This is a genomic window from Duganella sp. AC237 (genome assembly GCF_979254035.1).
Genome location: NZ_CEEDEW010000003.1, coordinates 5,947,400 through 5,966,189, shown reverse-complemented (window position 1 = coordinate 5,966,189; position 18,790 = coordinate 5,947,400). Strand labels below are relative to the sequence as shown.

Here is an 18,790-nt window from a genome sequence, read left to right as displayed (position 1 = left end):
GGCAAGTCGGCTTATGGATGAATTTACGGATGAATTTATGGATGGATTTAACCGCTCTGTTAGCTGCTTATCCAACGGGGCAGTTAATTGATAAATTCTAAGTTGTCCTTAAGTTCCGACCAGCACTATCTCTTCACCCAACCAACGAGGAAAATCATGGCACACCACGCTCTTGCTTCCCAAGAAAGCTACAACCCCAACCATCTGCTCGACATCCTGCTCGGCAAGATGCAATTGAAAAACGACGCCGCGCTGTCGCGCCTGCTGGAAGTGGCACCGCCGGTGATCAGCAAGATCCGTCACCACCGTCTGCCGGTCGGCGCTTCGCTGCTGATCCGCATGCACGAAGTGACCGGCATGAGCATCCGCGACCTGCGCGATTTGATGGGCGACCGCCGCACCAAATACCGCCTGTCCGACGCCCAGGGCCGTCCAAAGCCTGAAGAGCGTCCAGAAAAGGCCGAGGCCGGAAACTACGCGCGTCATTAATGCGCCCGCAGCTTCCGCACCTGCCGCGCCGTGGCTGACGTGACGTCCAGTCGATGTCTCGTCCAACCCGGCCGGCAGGTGACGCTTCCTTGTTTTTCGTGCGTCTTATGCAGGTAGGCAGTCCGTCAAGGTAGTCTGTTAGCTCAGCAGCACCATCGAAATTTCTTCATACTGCAGCTCGGTTTCCCGGAACAGTTGCAGATAGATTTCCTCATCGAGGCCCAGCGCTGTCCACGCCACCGTGGACACCGGCGGCACCAGATCGTCCCGTACCTGCGCCAGATCGAGCGCGTGCACGATGGCGTCGGCCACATGAATGATGGCCGCCAGGAAGCCCGCGCCCTGCGCTTCCGGATCGTGGTGGCCGCCGATGGCGAGCCGCATCGTGTCTGAAAAATTCCAGTGTTCCGCCAGCGCCATGCCGGCGTCGACGTGATCGACGCCCAGCACCTTGCGTTCGGCCTCCAGCAGATAACAGTCGTGCTCCTCGCGGTAGGCCAAGGTGATCGAATACTGGTTGGGGAAGCACGACACCAGCACCAGCCTGCCGATATCGTGCAGCAAGCCGGCCGTGAAGGCGTAATCCTGATTGAAGCGCATCTGCCGCGCCAGCACCTTGGCGCAGGCGGCGGTGGCGATCGAGTGGCGCCAGAACGCCTTGTGGTCGAAGCCGGGGCAGTGGCCCTCGGCGAAGCAGCCGGTGACGGCCGCCGCCGTGATCAGGTTGCGCGTGGTCTGGAAACCCAGGTAGGTGATCGCCTGCTGGATGGTGGTGACCTTGACTTGCAGCCCGTACAGCGAGGAGTTGGCCAGGCGCAGCGTCTTGGCGGTCAGCGCCTGGTCGTATGACACCTTCTTGGCGAGTACCGAGATATCGACATCGTCCTGGTCTATGCTGTTGAGCAATTCCATCACCACCGCCGGCAGCGACGGCAGGTCGTCGAGGTTGCGCACCACGTCGTCGTAGCTGAGGGTGTTACTCATGGCCGGGATGCTCCGTGGTGTGTTCCTGCTCCGGCTTGCCCAGCCGGAAATCGGTGACGAAGCGACGCAGCAGCGCCGTGGCCCAGTCCTTGTCGCTGTCGGCGTCGTTTTTGCGGAACAGATGATCGATGCGCGCCTGATGGTGGGTCAGCGCGGCCTGCGCCACCTCCGGCGCCACTTCCTCGCGCACGATGGGCAGCACGGCGATGCCGTGGCGCGGCATCAGCGCCAGCATGGCCTCGGTCAGCACGGTGCCCTGCGGCAGCAGCACGTGGCCCTGGACGTCGAGCAGCACGTCCGACAGGACCATGCCCGGCCGCACCTCGGCCGTCGCCAGTTGATGATAATTGCCCGTCATGGTGCCTCCGGTGATGTCGGGTTGTCCGCTGGCGGATTAGCCAGCCCACATGTTGCACGATATTACCATTGCGCGCGATCGAAGTCTGCCTGCGGAAGGCGCCGTTGGCCGGCGATGGCCCCTTGATAGTCCTTATTCTTGCCAAGATGCAGCCCATACCGTACATTGGGATGTTGCCGTCAAATACGTGCTCGGGGGAGGTTGTTCGATGTCTGGTATTCAAGGCCGTTTGACGCTGCTCTTCGTGGTCATCGTGACCCTGGTGCTGGGCATTTCCGGCACCTACGCGCAATACAGCCTCGGGCACGAACTCGAAGTGAGCAGCCAGCGCCTGCGCCAGGGCGTGCTGACCCGGCTGCAAACCAGCCTGCCGTCGGCGTTGTGGGACCTCGACAAGGCCAAGGTCGACAACATCGTCGCCGCCGAGATGATGCCGCCCGAACTGGTGTCGATCCGCGTCTACGACACCTCGGTCGGCCTGTTTTCCGGCCGCCTGCGCCACGAGGACGGCAAAATCAGCACCATCGAAAACGACGCGGCCGTGGCCGGCACGCCGGTGGTGGCCGACCTGGCCTACCGCGACTCCGGCGCCGCCGGGGCCGCGCTCAAGCCGGTCATCGTCGGCCGCGTGGTGGTCAACTTCAGCCGCGCCCAGATCGACGCCACGCTGGCCGCCGAGGTGCGCCGCAAGGTGATCGAAGTGTTGCTGCTGGACCTCATCCTGGTGGCGGCGCTGGCGTTGTCGCTGCGCATCGTGTTCGACCCGCTCAAGCGCCTGCGCGACGGCCTGTTCGACCTGGCCACGCGCGGCAGCGACGAGGTCGAGGAATTGCCCGACAGCCGCCGCGACGAGCTCGGCGAGGTGATCCGCGGCTTCAACGCCATCCAGCGCAAGGTCAAATCGAACATCCAGCGCATCCGCGAGGCCGAGGACGAGGCCCGCAAATCGGCCCAGGCCACCGCCCGCGCCATGGCCGACCTGCGCCGCACGCAGGAATCGCTGTTGCAGGCCGAACGGCTGGCCTCGCTGGGCGGCCTGGTGGCCGGCGTCGCCCACGAAATCAACACGCCGGTCGGCATCGCCCTGACCAGCGCGTCGGTGCTGATGGAGGCGACCGAAAAGGTGCAGCTGGCCGTCGAAGGCGGCAACATCAAGAAGTCCGACATCATGCGCTACCTGGACACGGCGGCCGAGAGCACGCGCCTGATCATGAACAACGCCTACCGCGCCGCCCACCTGATCCACAGCTTCAAGCAGATCGCCGTCGACCAGGTCAGCGAGGCGCGCCGCCGCTTCGAATTGCGCGATTATATAAACGAAGTGGTATCCAGCCTGCAGCCCAAGCTGAAGAAGACGCACATCGCGGTCGGCATCGATTGCCCGCCCGATATCATGCTCGACAGTTACCCGGGCGCGCTGGCGCAGGTGATCACCAATTTGACGCTCAACTGCGTCGACCACGCGTTCGAGCCGGACGACGAGGGCCGGATCACCATCGACGTGGCGCGCCAGGGCGACTGGATCGAGATGCGGGTGAGCGACAACGGCAAGGGCATCGCGCCGGAAATGCTGGACAAGGTGTTCGACCCGTTCGTGACCACGCGGCGCGGCCAGGGCGGCACCGGGCTCGGGCTGAACATCGTGTTCAACCTGATGGCCAAACAGTTCGGCGGCACGGTCACGGTCGCCAGCGTGCTGGGCCATGGCGCCACGTTCACGCTGCGCATGCCGTGCGTGACGCCGGTCGACGACACCAGCGGGCAGACGGACATCCGCCTGCCCGCGTAGAACGAGGAGCAGCGATGAACAGGATCACAGGGGAATTCAGCGTCAAGATGCAGCCGGAATCAACCTCGGCGGTGGCGGCCGACACCGGCGTCGGCCGCATGTCGCTCGACAAGCAATACCACGGCGCGCTGGCCGCCACCGGCAAGGGCGAGATGCTGGCCTATATGGACAGCGCGCTGGGCTCGGGCGTGTATGTGGCGATCGAGCGGGTCGAGGGCACGCTCGACGGCAAACGCGGCAACTTTCTGCTGCACCACCGCGGCATCATGGAGCGCGGCGCGCCCAGCCTGGCTGTGGCGGTGGTGCCCGATTCGGGCCGGGAAGAACTTGAGGGGCTCAGCGGCACCCTGAACATCCGCATCGAAGGCGGCAAGCACTACTACGATTTCGACTACATGCTGGCGGACGCCGCATAACGCCGCATAACGCCTCACAGCGCCTAGCAACGCCTAATACCGCCCAATACCGCCCAATACCGCTACCGCCGTTCACGCCACGCCGACCGGGTCCGCCAGCATGAATAAAGACGCCATCAAAGGTTTGCTGATCGTGCTGGCCATCGCCGTGGCGCTGGGGCTGGGCGCGGTGATGTTGACCGACGACGGCTGGCGCAAGCTGGGCTGCGCGTTCCGCGCCGTCGCCCAGGGCGTCGCCATCAGCAACATACGGTCGCTCTGCTATTAAACGCCGCAGACCAAAAAAAATCCCGCACCAGGCGGGATTTCTGTCGTGCCGCTTACCGGGCAACGCCTAGTTCTCGAACTTGTCCGACGGCTGGCGGCGGCGCGAGGAGAAACCCAGCAGCGCCAGACCGAACGCCATCATGGCAAAGGTTTGCGGTTCCGGCACCGGCGAGGCGGCGGCGTCGACCTGCTGCGCCGGGTTGGCTGTCGGCAGTGTGGCGAGATCGATACTGTCGTCGTCCCTGGCGGCCGAGTCGTCGGCGGTCAGGCATGGCGAGGCGGCGTTCGGCACGCATTTTTCAACTTCAATTGTTGCAGGTGCGATAGGCGCCGCCGGGGTGGCATCGACCTTCGCTTGCGCCGCGCCGGTCAGGCTCAGCGAGAACAGCAGGCAGGTTAAAAGTGGTGTTTTTTTCATAATTTTCTCCTATGGCAATACTGCGGGTCCGGGCGTTAACTGCAATTTAATGCAGACACCTTAGACTTGCGGCCGCAATGCATTTGACGTTTATTGCACAAAGACTATTAAACCACAATTCATAACATATTGCTATCTGTGTTTATTTCAGAGAAATTTATTATTGCGATGCAACAACAGACTGGTTCCCTGGGCTTGCGCCGCAGGTTTTTTTGCGAACCCAGACGTGAGGTGCAGGATGATATCCATTTATAAAAAAAGCTGGCGGACAATTGGATTTACAGCAATGTTGACCGGGGCGCTGGCGCTCACCGGTTGCGCCGGCGGCGCCCGAACAGGGCCGGCGGCGGATGCCGGGGAGGCCGCCGTCGCGCCGCTCGGCCCCAACCCGCAGGTGTTGCTGCTGGGCGAGGTGCACGACAACGCACGGGGACACCGGCTACGCTACGAATTGCTGCGCCAACGGGTCGAGGGTGGCTGGCGGCCGGCCATCGTCATGGAACAGTTCGACCGCGAAGACCAGGATTTGCTGGACAAGGCGCAAAAAGGCTGTCTCGACGCGCAATGTGTGATCCGCGTCGTCAATGGCGCCCGTTGGGACTGGCAACTGTACTACCCGGTGATCCAGCTGGCGCTGACCTACCACCTGCCGCTGGTGGCCGGCAATTTGTCGCGCGCCGACGCCTCACGCGTGGTGCGCGACGGCGTGACCGCCACGTTCGACCCGCAAAGCATCAAGGACTACCGGCTGGACCAGCCGCTGCCGGCCGACGTGCGCGCCACCCAGCAACAGGAAATCGCCGTCGGCCACTGCGGTATGACGCCGGAGATGATGCTCGAGGGCATGGTCAACGCGCAGGTTGCGCGCGACATCTGGATGGCCAAGATCGTGCGCGACCAGCGGCCGCGCGATGTCGTGCTGATCGCCGGCAATGGCCACGTGCGCAAGGACATCGGAGTCGCGCGCTGGCTCAATCGGATTGAGCCTATACTGACCGTGCGCAGCGAGGGCTTCGTCGAGGGCGGCGACAAGGATGGCGGCCTGTACGACGTGGTGCACAAGCTCACACCCGAGAAGCGCGCCGATCCATGTGCCAAGTTCAAAACCAAATGAAAACTGTCTATATAGCCGAGGCGCCCCAGCGCGCCGAGATCGACGCCATGCCGGGCGCCACGCTGCTGGAGTTCGGCGCCAACTGGTGCGGCCACTGCATGGCCGCCCAGCCGCCGCTGCAACAGGCGATGGCCGGCCACGACGCCGTCAGCCACTACAAGGTCGAGGACGGGCCGGGCCGTCCGCTGGGCCGCTCGTACAAGGTCAAGCTGTGGCCGACCCTGGTCTTCCTGCGCGACGGCCGGGAAGTGGCGCGCGTGGTGCGTCCGCTCAAGGCCGACGAGATCGCCGCCGGACTGTCGCAAATCGATCACTAAGCTGTTATCGGGAGCAATCATATCTGCTTGGCAAGCTGCGGACCGGGTGTGTATGATGAGGCGCACCACCCATCCGCAGGAGCTTCACGCATGAGCAAGTCTCAACCGGGATCGTCCAAGACCAACAAACCGTCCACGGTGCTGTTTGCCAGCTTGATCGGCACCACCATCGAATTCTTCGATTTCTATATCTACGCCACCGCCGCCGTGCTGGTGTTCCCCAAACTGTTCTTCCCCGCCAGCGATCCGGCCGCCGCCACCTTGCAGTCGCTGGCCACGTTCGCCATCGCCTTCTTCGCGCGCCCGGTCGGCTCGGCCGTGTTCGGCCACTTCGGCGACCGCGTCGGCCGCAAGGCCACCCTGGTGGCGGCGTTGTTGATGATGGGTATCTCGACCGTGGTGATCGGCATGCTGCCGACCTACGCACAGATCGGCACGCTGGCGCCGGCGCTGCTGGCGCTGTGCCGCTTCGGCCAGGGCCTCGGCCTGGGCGGCGAGTGGGGCGGCGCGGTGCTGCTGGCAACCGAGAACGCGCCGCCGGGCAAACGCGCCTGGTACGGCATGTTCCCGCAGCTGGGCGCGCCGATCGGCTTCTTCCTGTCGGGCGGCATCTTCCTGCTGCTGAGCGAAGTGCTGACCGACGCCGAGTTCTTCAGCTACGGTTGGCGCATCCCGTTCCTGGCCAGCTCGCTGCTGGTGATCGTCGGCCTGTACATCCGCCTCAAAATCCACGAGACGCCGGACTTCCAGAAGGTGCTCGACAAGAACGAGCGCGTCAAGGTGCCGGTCGTCACCGTGTTCCGCGACCATGGCCGCGTGCTGGTGCTGGGCACCTTGATCGCGCTGGCCACCTTCGTGCTGTTCTACCTGATGACGGTGTTCGCGCTCAGCTGGGGCACCACGGCGCTCAAGTTCACCCGCAAGGACTTCCTGATCCAGCAATTGATCGCCGTGCTGTTCTTTGGCCTGACGATTCCGGTCGCCGCGCTGTGGGCCGACCGCTTCGGCCGCCGCACCACCCTGATCTGGGTCTCGGCGGCGATCGCCGTGTTCGGGCTGGCGCTGGCGCCGCTGTTCGGCTCCGGCAGCCTGGTCCAGGTCACCGTGTTCCTGTCGGTCGGGCTGGGGCTGATGGGCATGACCTACGGCCCGCTGGGCACCATCCTGTCGGAACTGTTCCCGCCGGAGGTGCGCTACACCGGCGCCTCGCTGACGTTCAACCTGGCCGGCATCCTCGGCGCCTCGCTGGCGCCGTACATCGCCACCTGGCTGGCGACCAACTACGGCCTGCAGTACGTCGGCTACTACTTGTCGGGCGCGGCGGTCATCAGCCTGGTCGCGCTGTTGCTGGTCAAGAGCGGCGACGCGCGCACGGCGCGGCCGGCCTAAAGTCATCCTACAACTTTGCGGGGCGCGACCGCCAACCCGCAAAGCGGCCCCATGGGGTCGAACCCCGTTCGGGGTACGACCCCGGTCCATGGTGTGCGCGTTTCCGGTTTTTGTGCTTGCTTATCAAGTTTTATAGTTGTACGATGACATACGACTAAAGTGATCTCGTGGAGACCGAGAGATCATCACCAAAACCAAAACATAAGTGATGCCATGAACCTGAGCGAGCCAGTAACTCCGCACGTGGTGGGCCAAGCCGTCGGTAAATACCGATGGACCATCTGTGCACTGTTGTTTTTTGCCACCACCGTCAACTACCTGGACCGCCAGGTATTGAGCCTGCTGGCGCCGGACCTGTCCAAGGAATTCGGCTGGACCAACACCGACTACGCCAACATCGCCGCCGCCTTCCAGTTCGTGTATGCGGTGTCGATGCTGTTCGCCGGCCGCGTGGTCGACAAGATCGGCACCAAGGCCGCCTACGTGGTGGCCATCGTCATCTGGTCGCTGGGGGCCATCCTGCACGCGTTCTCGGTGCCGATGGGCGAGGGCGTGGCCGTCATCGGCGCTGCCTTTGGCGTGGTGCTGGTGCCGTCGATCGTCGGCTTCATGATTTCGCGCGCGGTGCTGGCGGTCGGCGAGGCCGGCAACTTCCCGGCCGCGATCAAGGCCACCGCGGAATATTTCCCGAAGAAGGAACGCTCCTTCGCCACCGGCATCTTCAACTCCGGCGCCAATGTCGGCGCCATCCTGGCGCCGATCACGGTGCCGCTCATCGCCGCCACGTGGGGCTGGCAATCGGCCTTCGTCATCATCGGCCTGATCGGCTTCCTGTGGATGGCACTGTGGCTGTGGCTGTACGAAAAGCCGGAACAGCAAAAGCGCCTGTCCAAGGCCGAGCTGGCCTATATCCGCAGCGACTCGGTGCAGCCGGTCGAGAAAACGGAAGAAGCGTCGGCCGCCGCCGCCAGGAAAGTATCGTGGTTCCAGCTGCTCAAATACCGCCAGACCTGGGCCTTCGCCTTCGGCAAATTCATGACCGACGGCGTCTGGTGGTTCTTCCTGTTCTGGCTGCCGACCTATTTGTCGGCGCAATACGGCATGAAGGGCGACGCCATCATCGTGCCGCTGGCCGTGTTGTACAGCATGACGATGATCGGCTCGATCGGCGGCGGCTGGTTCCCCAGCTACTTCATGTCGCGCGGCTACGCGCCGTACGACGGCCGCATGAAAGCCATGCTGGTGATCGCCTTCTTCCCGCTGGTGGTGCTGCTGGCGCAACCGCTGGGCGCGATCAGCTTCTGGGTGCCGGTGCTGCTGATCGGCGTGGGCGCGTCGGCGCACCAGGCCTGGTCGGCCAACATCTTCACCACCGTGTCGGACATGTTCCCGCAAAAATCGGTGGCCTCGGTGATCGGCATCGGCGGCATGGCCGGCGGCATCGGCGGCGTCGCGCTGACCAAGCTGGGCGGCTGGGTGTTCGATTACTACAAATCGGTCAACGACATCCGCACCGGCTACATGATCATGTTCGGCATCTGCGCGCTGGCCTACCTGGTGGCGTGGTGCGTGATGAAGGCGCTGGTGCCGCGCCACAAGGAAATCACCGACCTGTAAGCGGGCGGGGTTGGGCGTCGGGGGCGCGTGCTAATATCCCCGCTTTGGCGGCGCGCCAACCCCACAGCCCGATCATGAAAAAAAATGTAGCAACCATACGCGACGTCGCGGCGGCGGCCGGTGTCTCGACCGCCACCGTCTCCAAGTTCGTCAACGGCGCGCAGCGCTTCTCGCCGGCGGTGGAGGCGACCATCAAGGAAGTCATCGCGCGGCTGGGCTACCGCTCCAATCCGCTGGCGCAGTCGATGATCACCGGCCGCACCAAGAGCATCGGCCTGTCGGTGCTCGACGTCGGCAATCCCCATTTCACCAGCATCGTCAAGGGCGCCAACCGGGTCGCGCTGGCGCACGGCTACACCTTGCTGCTGGTCGACACCGAGGAAAATCCCGACCGCGAGCGGCCGCTGCTCGAGGCGCTGAGCCGGCGGGTCGACGGCTTGATCATCTTCTCCCGCATGCTCGAATCGGAAATGGACTGGGTCATGGACCTGGGCAAGCCGCTGGTGTATTTCGGCCGGCCGGCGCGGCTGAACCTGCCGTGGGTCGGCAGCGACGACCAGCGCGGCGCCGGCATGCTGGTGCGGCACCTGGTCTCGCAGGGGCACAAGCGCATCGCCTACCTGAGTTTTCCGCGCTCGCGCCGCGACGAGGACCGGCTGGGCGCGATCCGCGAGTGCCTGAAGGGCTACGGGCAGGCATTGACGGTCTACGAAGGCAGCGCGCCGACATCGGCCGAAGGCGAGCGCCTGTGCTCGGCCATCATGCTGGGCGAAGCGCACCCGGACGCCTTGATCTGCTACAACGACCTGATCGCGCTCGGCTTCATGAAGGCGGCGCAAACCCTCGGTTTCAGCCTGCCGGCCGACATCTCGGTGGCCGGCTTCGACAACATCCAGTACGGCCAGTACACGTCGCCGGCGCTGACGACGGTCGACCTGCAGAGCGAGCGCATGGGCGTCGCCGCGATGGAAAAGCTGATCGCCGCCATCGACGGCAAGCCGCTGTCGGACACCGCGATGATCGAACCGCAACTGGTGCTGCGCACCTCGATCGCCCGGCGCAATTAATTTCCATAAACTCCGGGGTCAGGTCCACCAATGCTACACGGCCTCAGCGCTACAGGCGGTTTTGGCGTGCCTACGGTTGAACTCGTGTAGAAATGGTGGACCTGACCCCGGAGTTGCCGGAATTGCTTCAGGCGATGATGGTGTCGATGCGCGCCGGCGAGATCGGCATGCGTACCGCGTCGGGACGCCAGCCGTACAGCACTTCGGTGGCGCCGCCGCAGATGCGGCCCTGGCACGGTCCCATGCCGCAGCGCGTTTGCAGCTTGGCGCAGCGCCAGGTGGTGTGCGTGCGCAGTTCGCCGTGGCAGACGTCCTCGCAGCGGCAGACGATGGTGTCGTCGCCGGCCAGGGTGGCCAGCTCCGGCCGCAGCGCGAAGGTGCTCGCCAGCTTGTCCGCAAATTTCTTCCAGCGCGTGCGTTGGCCGAACTCGGCCTGCGCCGGCACGATCTGGCCGGTGGCCGACAGCCCGGCGATGCTGCCTTCCACCAGCGCCAGGTCCACCCCGCCCACGCCCGTGCCTTCGCCCGCGCAGTAGATGCCCGGCACCGAGGTTTGCTGCCAGTGGTCAGCTTCGACCACCGTCTGCGCGCCGTCGCTGGCGGTGGCGCAGCCGAGCGCCTGCGCCAGTTCCACGTTCGGTATCAGACCGTAGCCGCAGGCCAGATAGTCGCATTGCAGCGTTTCCAGCTCGCGGCCTTTGCCGCGCTGGACCATCACCGATTGCAGCGTACCGTCGCCATGCGCCGAGCGCACATAGCTGTCGTGCAGATACGGCACGTCCTTGAGCTGCGCGGCCAGCCGCAGCGCTTGCGCGATCTTGGACGGCGTCGCCAACAGGCCGAGGGCGAAGCGCGCCATCGCCGCCGTCGGCGCCTGTTCGATGATGGCGACGATATGCGCGCCCTTGAGTTTGAGCGTGGCGGCCACCGCCAGCAGCAGCGGGCCGCTGCCGGCCACCACCACCCGCTTGCCTTGCAGCGGATAGCCGCCCTTGGCCAGCGCCTGCAGGCCGCCGGCGCCGGTCACGCCGGGCAGGGTCCAGCCGGGGAAGGGCAGCAGCCGTTCGCGCGCGCCGGTCGCCAGGATCAGGTGGCCAAAGCGCAACGTGTCGGCCGTCGCCGCCGTCTGCACCCGCAGCTGTCCGGGTTCGGGCGAATACAGTACCCGCGTTTGCTGCAGGAAGGTGACGTTGGGGGCGTCGCGCAACGCGTTCCACAAGGACTGTGCGCGCCGGTCGGCTTGCTGTTCGGGGCCGCCACGCCAGATCTGGCCACCGGCTAGCGGATTGTCGTCGACGATGCCGACCTTTAAGCCGCTGGCGCCCGCGGCATGCGCGGCCGCCAGCCCGGCCGGGCCGGCGCCGATGACCAGGACGTTGTAGTGGTTCATGCCGCGCGCTCCAGCGCGCCGGTCTGCACATGCATGCCGTCGGCGCACAAGGTCTGGCACGAGAGCTGATGCGGCCGGCCGTCGATGGTCACCCGGCATTCCTGGCAGACGCCCATGCCGCACAATGGCGCGCGCGCGGCGCCGCCGACCGAGCGCCGCGGCATTAGGGTCAGGTCCACCAATGCTACACGGCCTCAGCGCTACAGGCGGTTTAGGCGTGTTTACGGTTGAACTCGTGTAGAAATGGTGGACCTGACCCCGGAGTTGCCGGAATTGCTTCAGGCGATGATGGTGTCGATGCGCGCCGGCGAGATCGGCATGCGTACCGCGTCGGGACGCCAGCCGTACAGCACTTCGGTGGCGCCGCCGCAGATGCGGCCCTGGCACGGTCCCATGCCGCAGCGCGTTTGCAGCTTGGCGCAGCGCCAGGTGGTGTGCGTGCGCAGTTCGCCGTGGCAGACGTCCTCGCAGCGGCAGACGATGGTGTCGTCGCCGGCCAGGGTGGCTAGCTCCGGCCGCAGCGCGAAGGTGCGCGCCAGCTTGTCCGCAAATTTCTTCCAGCGCGTGCGTTGGCCGAACTCGGCCTGCGCCGGCACGATCTGGCCGGTGGCCGACAGCCCGGCGATGCGGCCTTCCACCAGCGCCAGGTCCACCCCGCCCACGCCCGTGCCTTCGCCCGCGCAGTAGATGCCCGGCACCGAGGTTTGCTGCCAGTGGTCAGCTTCGACCACCGTCTGCGCGCCGTCGCTGGCGGTGGCGCAGCCGAGCGCCTGCGCCAGTTCCACGTTAGGTATCAGACCGTAGCCGCAGGCCAGGTAGTCGCATTGCAGCGTTTCCAGCTCGCGGCCTTTGCCGCGCTGGACCATCACCGATTGCAGCGTACTGTCGCCATGCGCCGAGCGCACATAGCTGTCGTGCAGATACGGCACGTCCTTGAGCTGCGCGGCCAGCCGCAGCGCCTGCGCGATCTTGGAAGGCGTCGCCAACAGGCCGAGGGCGAAGCGCGCCATCGCCGCCGTCGGCGCCTGTTCGATGATGGCGACGATATGCGCGCCCTTGAGTTTGAGCGTGGCGGCCACCGCCAGTAGCAGCGGGCCGCTGCCGGCCACCACCACCCGCTTGCCTTGCAGCGGATAGCCGCCCTTGGCCAGCGCCTGCAGGCCGCCGGCGCCGGTCACGCCGGGCAGGGTCCAGCCGGGGAAGGGTAGCAGCCGTTCGCGCGCGCCGGTCGCCAGGATCAGGTGGCCAAAGCGCAGCGTGTCGGCCGCCGCCGCCGTCTGCACCCGCAGCTGTCCGGGTTCCGGCGAATACAGTACCCGCGTTTGCTGCAGGAAGGTGACGTTGGGGGCGTCGCGCAACGCGTTCCACAAGGACTGTGCGCGCCGGTCGGCTTGCTGTTCGGGGCCGCCACGCCAGATCTGGCCACCGGCCAGCGGATTGTCGTCGACGATGCCGACCTTTAAGCCGCTGGCGCCAGCGGCATGCGCGGCCGCCAGCCCGGCCGGGCCGGCGCCGATGACCAGGACGTTGTAGTGGTTCATGCCGCGCGCTCCAGCGCGCCGGTCTGCACATGCATGCCGTCGGCGCACAAGGTCTGGCACGAGAGCTGATGCGGCCGGCCGTCGATGGTCACCCGGCATTCCTGGCAGACGCCCATGCCGCATAACGGCGCGCGCACGGCGCCGCCGACCGAGCGCCGCGTGACGATGCTGCCGGCCATCGCGATGGCGGCGGCCACGCTGACCCCGGGCGCCACGCTGAGGGCGCGGGCGTCGATGCTGAGGGTGATGCTATCGCCCTTGTCGCCGTTGGCGCGGTTGTTGGCAAAGGTGTGGGCGGCGAATTCAAACATGGAAGCGGCGGGGCAGGTAGGGATTGATGGGAATGCGCGTGCTCTCGCCCTGCATCTGGCCGGCCAGCAGCTGCGCCGTCGCCAGCGAGGTGGTGATGCCAAGGCCTTCGTGGCCGGTGGCGAGCCACAGGCCGCGCCGCGCCGGGTGCGGCCCGATCAGCGGCAGGCCGTCGGGGGTAGCCGCGCGCAGGCCGGTCCAGCAACGCAATACATTGAGCTGCGCCAGCGCCGGTGTGAAAGTGGTGGCGTGCCTGAGCATCCGTTGCAGCATGGCCGGCTCCACCGCCGTATCGATCGTGTCGAACTGGCGGGAGGAGCCGATCAAGACTTGTCCGGTGGGACGGGGCTGCAAATTGAACGCGACCGAATCGCCGCTGGCGGCATGGGCGCTCTTGATATAACCCAGCTCCACCAGCTGATGCCGGACAAAGCCGGGATAGCGGTCGGTGATGGCGATGTGTCCTTTTTTCGGCTGCACCGGCAGCTCGGGCAGCAGCACCGACGAGCGCGAGCCGGCGGCCAGCACGATGTGCTGCGCCTGGTGGCGCGTGCCGTCGGCAAGCACCACGCCGTGGTCCTCGATGGCGCTGACGGCGGCGCGCTTGGTGGTGGCGCCGCGCCGCATCGCGCGGTCGAGCAGGATGCGCGCGCTTTTGGGCGGATAAACCAGGCCGTCGCCCTTGACCAGCAGGCCGCCCGCCAGCCCGGCGCGCAGCTGCGGCTCGCGCGCGTACAGCGCCGCCGGCGACAGCAGTTCGCAAGTGATGCCGTAGGCCGACAGCGTCTGCGCCTTGACGCGCGCGGCGTCCATTTCCTCCTCGTCGGCGGCGACCCAGATGGTGCCGCAGCCGCTGTACTCATGGCGCTGCGGGCGCTCGCCCACCAGGTCGTTCCACAACGAGACCGAATACGCCGACAGCGCCAGTTCGGCCGCGTTGTCGTCCATGACCACCAGGTGGCCCATGCCGGCCGCCGTGGCGCCGCCGCCGGCGATATCCTGCTCGATGACCGCCACCCGCAGTCCGCGCTCGCTGAGCGCGTCCGCACAGGCGGCGCCGACGATGCCGGCGCCGACGACGATCACGTCGGTGTTGTTCACCGGATGCCCCACTGGAAGGGATCGGTCGGGTCGAGGATCAGCCAGGCCTGCGCGTTGACCCACGCCTTGCCGCGGATGCTGGGAATCAGCTGCTCGCCGCGATAGCGGTAGGACGCTTCAAAGACGCTGCCGATGACGCTTTCCTGCTTCCACAGCGCGCCCTCGGCCAGCTTGCCGTCGGCCGCCAGGCAGGCCAGCTTGGCGCTGGTGCCGGTGCCGCACGGCGAGCGGTCGTAGGCTTTGCCGGGGCACAGCACGAAGCTTTGGCTGTCGGCGCCGGTGCGCGATGGCGCGAACAGTTCGATATGGTCGATCAGCGCGCCGCCGTCGCCGGTGACGCCGTCCCGCTGCAGCGCCGCGCCGACGGCCGCGCTGTAGGCGGTCAGCGCCTCGACGTTGGCGACGTTCAGTTCCAGTCCGTGGCCGGCGACCAGGAAGAACCAGTTGCCGCCATAGGCGACGTCGCCGGTGACCGCGCCGTAGCCCGGCACCTCCACGGTGACCTGTTCGCGGCTGCGGTGGGCGGCGACGTTGTCGACGGTGACGCTGCCATCTTCATGCAGCTCCGCCTCGACCACGCCGACCGGCGTGTCGATGCGGTGGCGGCCCGGCCCGATGCGGCCCATGAAGGCCAGCGAGGCCACCAGGCCGATGGTGCCGTGGCCGCACATGCCCAAGTAGCCGACATTGTTGAAGAAGATGACGCCGGCCGCGCAATCGGCGGCGTGCGGCTCGCACAACAGCGCGCCGACCAGCACGTCGGAGCCGCGCGGTTCGCACACCACGGCGGAGCGGAAGTTGTCGTGTTCACGCTTGAGCAGCGCCAGGCGCTCGTCCAGGGGACCGTTGCCCAGATCCGGGCCGCCCTCGGTGACCAGCCGGGTAGGCTCGCCGCCGGTATGGGAATCGATGATGGTAATGGTTTTCATGGTCAAATCTTAGGCTTCCCGGGTCCAGCTGTCTTGCACCGCCTGCGCACGTTAAATGACGAAATCGGCACAATCGCGAAAAAACAGCAGACTGCGGCGCGGACCGCTGGCACAATCGCAAGCATGGACAATTCCTCCCTTCCCGACGACCCGGTCCGCCTCGCGCTGGGCGCAGGCATAGCCGATCCCTTCTTCGCCGAGGCGCTTTTCGACGCGCTGCCGGACGTGGTTTTCTTCGTCAAGGACGCGCAGGGAAGGTATGTCGTGGTCAATCAGACGCTGGTGCAGCGGTGCGGCCGCCGGCACAAAGCGGCGCTGATCGGACGCACCCCGGCCGAGGTGTTCGCCCACCCCTTCGGCCAGTCCTACGTGGCGCAGGACATGGCGGTGCTCGCCGGCGGCAACGACATCGAGGACCAGCTGGAGCTGCATCTATACCCCAGCCGCGATCCCGGCTGGTGCCTGACGCGCAAGACGGCGCTGCGCGACGCCGGCGGCCGCATCGTCGGCCTGACCGGCGTCTCGCGCGACCTGGCGATGGCGGACAAGAAGAATCCCGCCTACCGCAAGGTGGCGGCGGCGGTGAACCTGATACTGGAGCAGTACGGGCAGCCGCTGCATCTGGCCGAGCTGGCGCGCACGGCCAATATGTCGGTGGCGCAGATCGAGCGCTATTTCCTGCGCATTTTCCACCTGACGCCGCGGCAGATGATCATCCAGACCCGCGTCGAGGCGGCGTCGCGCATGCTGGGCGGCGGCGCCAGCGTGGCCGAAATCGCCCAGGCCTGCGGCTACGGCGACCATTCCGCCTTCACGCGCCAGTTCAAGGCCACCACCGGCGTCACCCCGAGCCAGTACCGGCAGCTGGCGGGCAAGGCGCCAACGCAACCCGCCGGCCAGCCGGCCGTCGCGCCGGCGGCCGATGGGCGATTGGCCGGTTAGCCGGTTTTGACCAGCTGCTCGCCGACGTACACGCGGTAGCGGCGTATGCGGCCGGTCACGCCGTCGGCGCCCTGGCGCGGCGTGTAGCGCAAGCCGGCCACCGCATCCGACTGTCCCAGGTCGAGGATGATGCGGTGCGGGTGGGCCGGATGCGGCGCCTTGCCGCTGTAGGCGCTATGCCAGAAGTCCGTGGCCTGGCCGTTGATGGCGTTGAGCGCCGTGCCGTCCTCCCTGGTGCGCTCCTCGCTGCTGACATAGGCGATGGTCCAGTTGGACTGGTTCAAGGTCTTGCCGTCCGCGCCAAGCAGCGCCAGTTCCGCGATGGCGGCGAACTGCTTGCCGTCGAAGGCGTCGAGCGACTCCAGGCACACCTGGCGGCCTTTGACGGCCAGCGCGAACTTCACATCCTGGGTTGCGGCGCCGTTCTGGAATTCGCCCTCGTGCGCCGGCTTGACGCCGTCCAGCGCCGGTTTGTCGTTGTTCGGCGGCCGCGCCAGATCGAGTTCGGGACGCAGCTTGTCGAGGATCGGCGCCTTCAGTCCGGCGATGCGCGCGCTTTGCGGCCCGGTTAAATCGAGCACCACCACCTCGTTGCGGCCACGCTTGATCCAGGGGCCGGGCAGGTACATGGTTTGCGTCGGTCCGATGTTCCAGTAACGTCCCAGGCAGCGGCCGTTGACCCACACCACGCCCTGGCCCCAGCTCGACATGTCGAGGAAGGTGTCGCCGGTCTGCTGCACGTCGAAGCTGCCGCGCCAGAAGGCCGGGCCCTTGGCGCGGCCGGTTTTCCACGTCAGCGGCGGCAGCAGGCCGTCGGCGTCGAAGTCAATGGCGCGGATTTCCCAGTTTTCCAGCGGCTGGCCTGCGAAACGCACCGGCCCGTGCATGCCCTTGCGGTCGTGGATCTCGACGCCGAAATTGACCCGCGCGATGGTGTACAGCAGGATTTCAAGGGTCGCCGGGCGGCTGCGCGCCGGCAGGTCGACCTTGAAGCGGCGGTAGCGCGTGTCCATCGTGCCGACTTGTTTGCCATCGACGTAGACCCAGGCAAGGTCGCGCACCTTGGCCGCTTCCAAGGTGCCGGCCGGACCGGCGGGCAGGGTGACGCGGTAGGACACGAGGCCCCGGCTGATGTCGTACTGCTCGATCGGCTGGGGAGAGACGGCCTTGATGGCGTCGGCCGGCAACGCCGAAGACACCGACGCCGACTGCTTCATCGTAAACGGCGCGATGGCGATCAGCGGATTTTGCGGCGGTGGTGGCGGCAGCGTTTCGCCGGCCATCAGGTAGGGCTTCATGCCGTCGCGGTAGGCGTGGAATTTTTCACCCATCCATCCGGCTTCGCTGATCGGAGCGTCGTAGTCGTAGCTGGTGGTGTCCGGACGGAAGGGCCGGTCGCAGCCGCCCCACAAACCGAAGGTGGTGCCGCCGTGCGCCATGTACAGGCTGAAGGAGCCGTTCGCCTTGAGCATGGTCTGGATGTCGGCCACCGCGCCTGCGGCCGAGCCGCGGCGGTGCGGCGCGCCCCAGGTGTCGAACCAGCCGGAGTAGTATTCGCCGCACATGCGCGGCCCTTTCTGCACCTGGTCCAGCACCTTGAAGCCGGCGGTTGGATCGCTGCCGAAGTTCGCCACCGAGAACAGCTCCTTCAAATGGGTCTTGGCGACGGCGTTGGTCGGATTGCACTGGAACAGCGGGACGTCGAAGCCGGCGTCCAGCAACCCTTGGCGCATCTCGCGCATGTAGTCGAGGTCTTCGCCGAAGAAGCCGTACTCGTTCTCGACCTGCACCATCAGGATAGGACCGCCCTTGGTGATCTGCTGGACGCCGAGCGCGCGGCCGACTTCCTTCATCCAGCGCTTGGCTGGCGCCATGTAGTTGGCGTCGCGCGTGCGCAGGAAGCTGTCGCCGGGTTTTTTCAGCAACCACCATGGCAGGCCGCCCATTTCCCACTCGGCGCAGGCGTAGGGGCCGGGGCGCAGGATCACCCACAGGCCCTCGGCCTGGGCCAGGCGGCAGAATTCGGCCGCGTCGCGCTGGCCGGCCCAGTCGTATTTACCCTCGCGCCATTCGTGGTAGTTCCAGAACAGGTAGGCGCAGACGGTGTTCAGGCCCATGGCCTTGATGGCTTTCAGCCGGTGTGGCCAGTATTCGCGCGGTACGCGGGCGAAGTGCATTTCGCCGCAGCGGATCTGCAGGCGCTCGCCGTCGAGGAGAAAGTCGCTGTCGCCGATGGCGAAGCGCGCGGAGGCGGCGGCGTGTACCTGGGCCGACACCGGCAGCAGCAGGCTGCCCATGGCGGCGCTGGCGCCGCGCAGCACCTCGCGGCGTTTTACGGAATATGTGGTCATAG

General features: G+C 66.3%; 19 protein-coding genes and 1 pseudogene. 10 read left to right on the top strand and 10 right to left on the bottom strand.

Features of this window, described 5'->3' with window-relative positions:
- Positions 1 to 156: 156 nt before the first annotated feature.
- Positions 157 to 489: a hypothetical protein gene (locus tag AC0IYS_RS26430; RefSeq protein ID WP_090323567.1), complete on the top strand. Its 333-nt coding sequence runs from the start codon at positions 157 to 159 to the stop codon at positions 487 to 489.
- 138 nt (positions 490 to 627) lie between these two features.
- On the opposite strand, the gene AC0IYS_RS26425 is transcribed toward AC0IYS_RS26430, so the two are convergent.
- Together AC0IYS_RS26425 and AC0IYS_RS26420 are read right to left on the bottom strand one after the other, a co-directional pair.
- A complete protein-coding gene (locus tag AC0IYS_RS26425) occupies positions 628 to 1,473 on the bottom strand; it encodes an HDOD domain-containing protein (protein ID WP_471707965.1) in 846 nt (281 codons plus the stop codon).
- The gene (locus AC0IYS_RS26420; RefSeq protein ID WP_471707964.1) at positions 1,466 to 1,831 is read right to left on the bottom strand and encodes a hypothetical protein; all 366 of its coding nucleotides are present in this window, start codon (positions 1,829 to 1,831) and stop codon (positions 1,466 to 1,468) included. The genes AC0IYS_RS26425 and AC0IYS_RS26420 overlap by 8 nt, the downstream gene beginning before the upstream one ends.
- A 208-nt stretch (positions 1,832 to 2,039) precedes the next feature.
- Between AC0IYS_RS26420 and AC0IYS_RS26415 the strand changes: the two genes are divergently transcribed.
- The 3 genes from AC0IYS_RS26415 (at position 2,040) to AC0IYS_RS26405 (ending at position 4,304) form a co-directional block, all read left to right on the top strand.
- Complete coding sequence (locus tag AC0IYS_RS26415) at positions 2,040 to 3,620, top strand: sensor histidine kinase (protein WP_471707963.1); 1,581 nt, start codon at positions 2,040 to 2,042, stop codon at positions 3,618 to 3,620.
- A 14-nt stretch (positions 3,621 to 3,634) separates the two neighbouring features.
- Positions 3,635 to 4,036, top strand: a complete 402-nt coding sequence (locus AC0IYS_RS26410) for a DUF3224 domain-containing protein (protein WP_471707962.1) — start codon at positions 3,635 to 3,637, stop codon at positions 4,034 to 4,036.
- A gap of 100 nt (positions 4,037 to 4,136) precedes the next feature.
- Positions 4,137 to 4,304 carry a hypothetical protein gene (locus AC0IYS_RS26405; protein WP_471707961.1) on the top strand — a complete coding sequence of 56 codons (168 nt, stop codon included), beginning with the start codon at positions 4,137 to 4,139 and terminating at the stop codon, positions 4,302 to 4,304.
- A gap of 66 nt (positions 4,305 to 4,370) precedes the next feature.
- Here the strand turns inward: AC0IYS_RS26405 and AC0IYS_RS26400 are convergent, their stop codons facing one another.
- On the bottom strand, positions 4,371 to 4,721 hold the full coding sequence (locus AC0IYS_RS26400) for a PEP-CTERM sorting domain-containing protein (protein WP_471707960.1): 351 nt from the start codon (positions 4,719 to 4,721) through the stop codon (positions 4,371 to 4,373).
- 286 nt (positions 4,722 to 5,007) lie between these two features.
- On the opposite strand from AC0IYS_RS26400, the gene AC0IYS_RS26395 reads away from it, so the two are divergent.
- The 5 genes from AC0IYS_RS26395 to AC0IYS_RS26375 all read left to right on the top strand — a co-directional run bounded on the left by AC0IYS_RS26395 (position 5,008) and on the right by AC0IYS_RS26375 (position 10,225).
- Complete coding sequence (locus tag AC0IYS_RS26395) at positions 5,008 to 5,835, top strand: ChaN family lipoprotein (RefSeq protein WP_471707959.1); 828 nt, start codon at positions 5,008 to 5,010, stop codon at positions 5,833 to 5,835.
- On the top strand, positions 5,832 to 6,152 hold the full coding sequence (locus AC0IYS_RS26390; protein WP_471707958.1) for a thioredoxin family protein: 321 nt from the start codon (positions 5,832 to 5,834) through the stop codon (positions 6,150 to 6,152). Before AC0IYS_RS26395 ends, AC0IYS_RS26390 begins: the two co-directional genes overlap by 4 nt.
- 90 nt (positions 6,153 to 6,242) lie before the next feature.
- Entirely contained in the window at positions 6,243 to 7,541 is a 1,299-nt protein-coding gene (locus AC0IYS_RS26385; protein ID WP_471707957.1) for an MFS transporter, read from the top strand.
- 213 nt (positions 7,542 to 7,754) lie between these two features.
- Positions 7,755 to 9,158, top strand: a complete 1,404-nt coding sequence (locus AC0IYS_RS26380) for an MFS transporter (RefSeq protein ID WP_471707955.1) — start codon at positions 7,755 to 7,757, stop codon at positions 9,156 to 9,158.
- A gap of 74 nt (positions 9,159 to 9,232) precedes the next feature.
- A complete protein-coding gene (locus AC0IYS_RS26375; RefSeq protein WP_471707954.1) occupies positions 9,233 to 10,225 on the top strand; it encodes a LacI family DNA-binding transcriptional regulator in 993 nt (330 codons plus the stop codon).
- A gap of 127 nt (positions 10,226 to 10,352) precedes the next feature.
- On the opposite strand, the gene AC0IYS_RS26370 is transcribed toward AC0IYS_RS26375, so the two are convergent.
- From AC0IYS_RS26370 to AC0IYS_RS26345, 6 genes and pseudogenes are all read right to left on the bottom strand, one after another.
- Positions 10,353 to 11,615 carry an FAD-dependent oxidoreductase gene (locus AC0IYS_RS26370; protein WP_471707953.1) on the bottom strand — a complete coding sequence of 421 codons (1,263 nt, stop codon included), beginning with the start codon at positions 11,613 to 11,615 and terminating at the stop codon, positions 10,353 to 10,355.
- Positions 11,612 to 11,773: pseudogene (locus tag AC0IYS_RS26365) on the bottom strand (2Fe-2S iron-sulfur cluster-binding protein); the annotation flags it as partial. The gene AC0IYS_RS26370 and the pseudogene AC0IYS_RS26365, both read right to left, overlap by 4 nt.
- Before the next feature lie 120 nt (positions 11,774 to 11,893).
- Positions 11,894 to 13,156 carry an FAD-dependent oxidoreductase gene (locus AC0IYS_RS26360; protein WP_471707952.1) on the bottom strand — a complete coding sequence of 421 codons (1,263 nt, stop codon included), beginning with the start codon at positions 13,154 to 13,156 and terminating at the stop codon, positions 11,894 to 11,896.
- A complete protein-coding gene (locus AC0IYS_RS26355) occupies positions 13,153 to 13,467 on the bottom strand; it encodes a (2Fe-2S)-binding protein (RefSeq protein ID WP_471707951.1) in 315 nt (104 codons plus the stop codon). Before AC0IYS_RS26355 ends, AC0IYS_RS26360 begins: the two co-directional genes overlap by 4 nt.
- Positions 13,460 to 14,566 (bottom strand): NAD(P)/FAD-dependent oxidoreductase, encoded by a 1,107-nt coding sequence (locus tag AC0IYS_RS26350; RefSeq protein ID WP_471707950.1) that lies wholly within the window; start codon positions 14,564 to 14,566, stop codon positions 13,460 to 13,462. Before AC0IYS_RS26350 ends, AC0IYS_RS26355 begins: the two co-directional genes overlap by 8 nt.
- Positions 14,563 to 15,495: a 4-hydroxyproline epimerase gene (locus AC0IYS_RS26345; protein ID WP_471707948.1), complete on the bottom strand. Its 933-nt coding sequence runs from the start codon at positions 15,493 to 15,495 to the stop codon at positions 14,563 to 14,565. The genes AC0IYS_RS26350 and AC0IYS_RS26345 overlap by 4 nt, the downstream gene beginning before the upstream one ends.
- A 123-nt stretch (positions 15,496 to 15,618) precedes the next feature.
- Here AC0IYS_RS26345 and AC0IYS_RS26340 point away from each other — a divergent pair, with 123 nt between their 5' ends.
- Positions 15,619 to 16,437 (top strand): helix-turn-helix domain-containing protein, encoded by an 819-nt coding sequence (locus AC0IYS_RS26340; RefSeq protein WP_471707947.1) that lies wholly within the window; start codon positions 15,619 to 15,621, stop codon positions 16,435 to 16,437.
- Here AC0IYS_RS26340 and AC0IYS_RS26335 read toward each other — a convergent pair.
- Positions 16,434 to 18,788 (bottom strand): beta-galactosidase, encoded by a 2,355-nt coding sequence (locus tag AC0IYS_RS26335; RefSeq protein ID WP_471707946.1) that lies wholly within the window; start codon positions 18,786 to 18,788, stop codon positions 16,434 to 16,436. The genes AC0IYS_RS26340 and AC0IYS_RS26335 overlap by 4 nt on opposite strands.
- Positions 18,789 to 18,790: the final 2 nt, after the last annotated feature.

What these genes read in the sequence shown, in the direction of transcription:
- AC0IYS_RS26430 (WP_090323567.1), top strand. Translation starts at nt 157, where the DNA reads ATGGCACACCACGCTCTTGCTTCCCAAGAAAGCTACAACCCCAACCAT.
- AC0IYS_RS26425 (WP_471707965.1), bottom strand. Translation starts at nt 1,473, where the DNA reads ATGAGTAACACCCTCAGCTACGACGACGTGGTGCGCAACCTCGACGAC.
- AC0IYS_RS26420 (WP_471707964.1), bottom strand. Translation starts at nt 1,831, where the DNA reads ATGACGGGCAATTATCATCAACTGGCGACGGCCGAGGTGCGGCCGGGC.
- AC0IYS_RS26415 (WP_471707963.1), top strand. Translation starts at nt 2,040, where the DNA reads ATGTCTGGTATTCAAGGCCGTTTGACGCTGCTCTTCGTGGTCATCGTG.
- AC0IYS_RS26410 (WP_471707962.1), top strand. Translation starts at nt 3,635, where the DNA reads ATGAACAGGATCACAGGGGAATTCAGCGTCAAGATGCAGCCGGAATCA.
- AC0IYS_RS26405 (WP_471707961.1), top strand. Translation starts at nt 4,137, where the DNA reads ATGAATAAAGACGCCATCAAAGGTTTGCTGATCGTGCTGGCCATCGCC.
- AC0IYS_RS26400 (WP_471707960.1), bottom strand. Translation starts at nt 4,721, where the DNA reads ATGAAAAAAACACCACTTTTAACCTGCCTGCTGTTCTCGCTGAGCCTG.
- AC0IYS_RS26395 (WP_471707959.1), top strand. Translation starts at nt 5,008, where the DNA reads ATGTTGACCGGGGCGCTGGCGCTCACCGGTTGCGCCGGCGGCGCCCGA.
- AC0IYS_RS26390 (WP_471707958.1), top strand. Translation starts at nt 5,832, where the DNA reads ATGAAAACTGTCTATATAGCCGAGGCGCCCCAGCGCGCCGAGATCGAC.
- AC0IYS_RS26385 (WP_471707957.1), top strand. Translation starts at nt 6,243, where the DNA reads ATGAGCAAGTCTCAACCGGGATCGTCCAAGACCAACAAACCGTCCACG.
- AC0IYS_RS26380 (WP_471707955.1), top strand. Translation starts at nt 7,755, where the DNA reads ATGAACCTGAGCGAGCCAGTAACTCCGCACGTGGTGGGCCAAGCCGTC.
- AC0IYS_RS26375 (WP_471707954.1), top strand. Translation starts at nt 9,233, where the DNA reads ATGAAAAAAAATGTAGCAACCATACGCGACGTCGCGGCGGCGGCCGGT.
- AC0IYS_RS26370 (WP_471707953.1), bottom strand. Translation starts at nt 11,615, where the DNA reads ATGAACCACTACAACGTCCTGGTCATCGGCGCCGGCCCGGCCGGGCTG.
- AC0IYS_RS26360 (WP_471707952.1), bottom strand. Translation starts at nt 13,156, where the DNA reads ATGAACCACTACAACGTCCTGGTCATCGGCGCCGGCCCGGCCGGGCTG.
- AC0IYS_RS26355 (WP_471707951.1), bottom strand. Translation starts at nt 13,467, where the DNA reads ATGTTTGAATTCGCCGCCCACACCTTTGCCAACAACCGCGCCAACGGC.
- AC0IYS_RS26345 (WP_471707948.1), bottom strand. Translation starts at nt 15,495, where the DNA reads ATGAAAACCATTACCATCATCGATTCCCATACCGGCGGCGAGCCTACC.
- AC0IYS_RS26340 (WP_471707947.1), top strand. Translation starts at nt 15,619, where the DNA reads ATGGACAATTCCTCCCTTCCCGACGACCCGGTCCGCCTCGCGCTGGGC.
- AC0IYS_RS26335 (WP_471707946.1), bottom strand. Translation starts at nt 18,788, where the DNA reads ATGACCACATATTCCGTAAAACGCCGCGAGGTGCTGCGCGGCGCCAGC.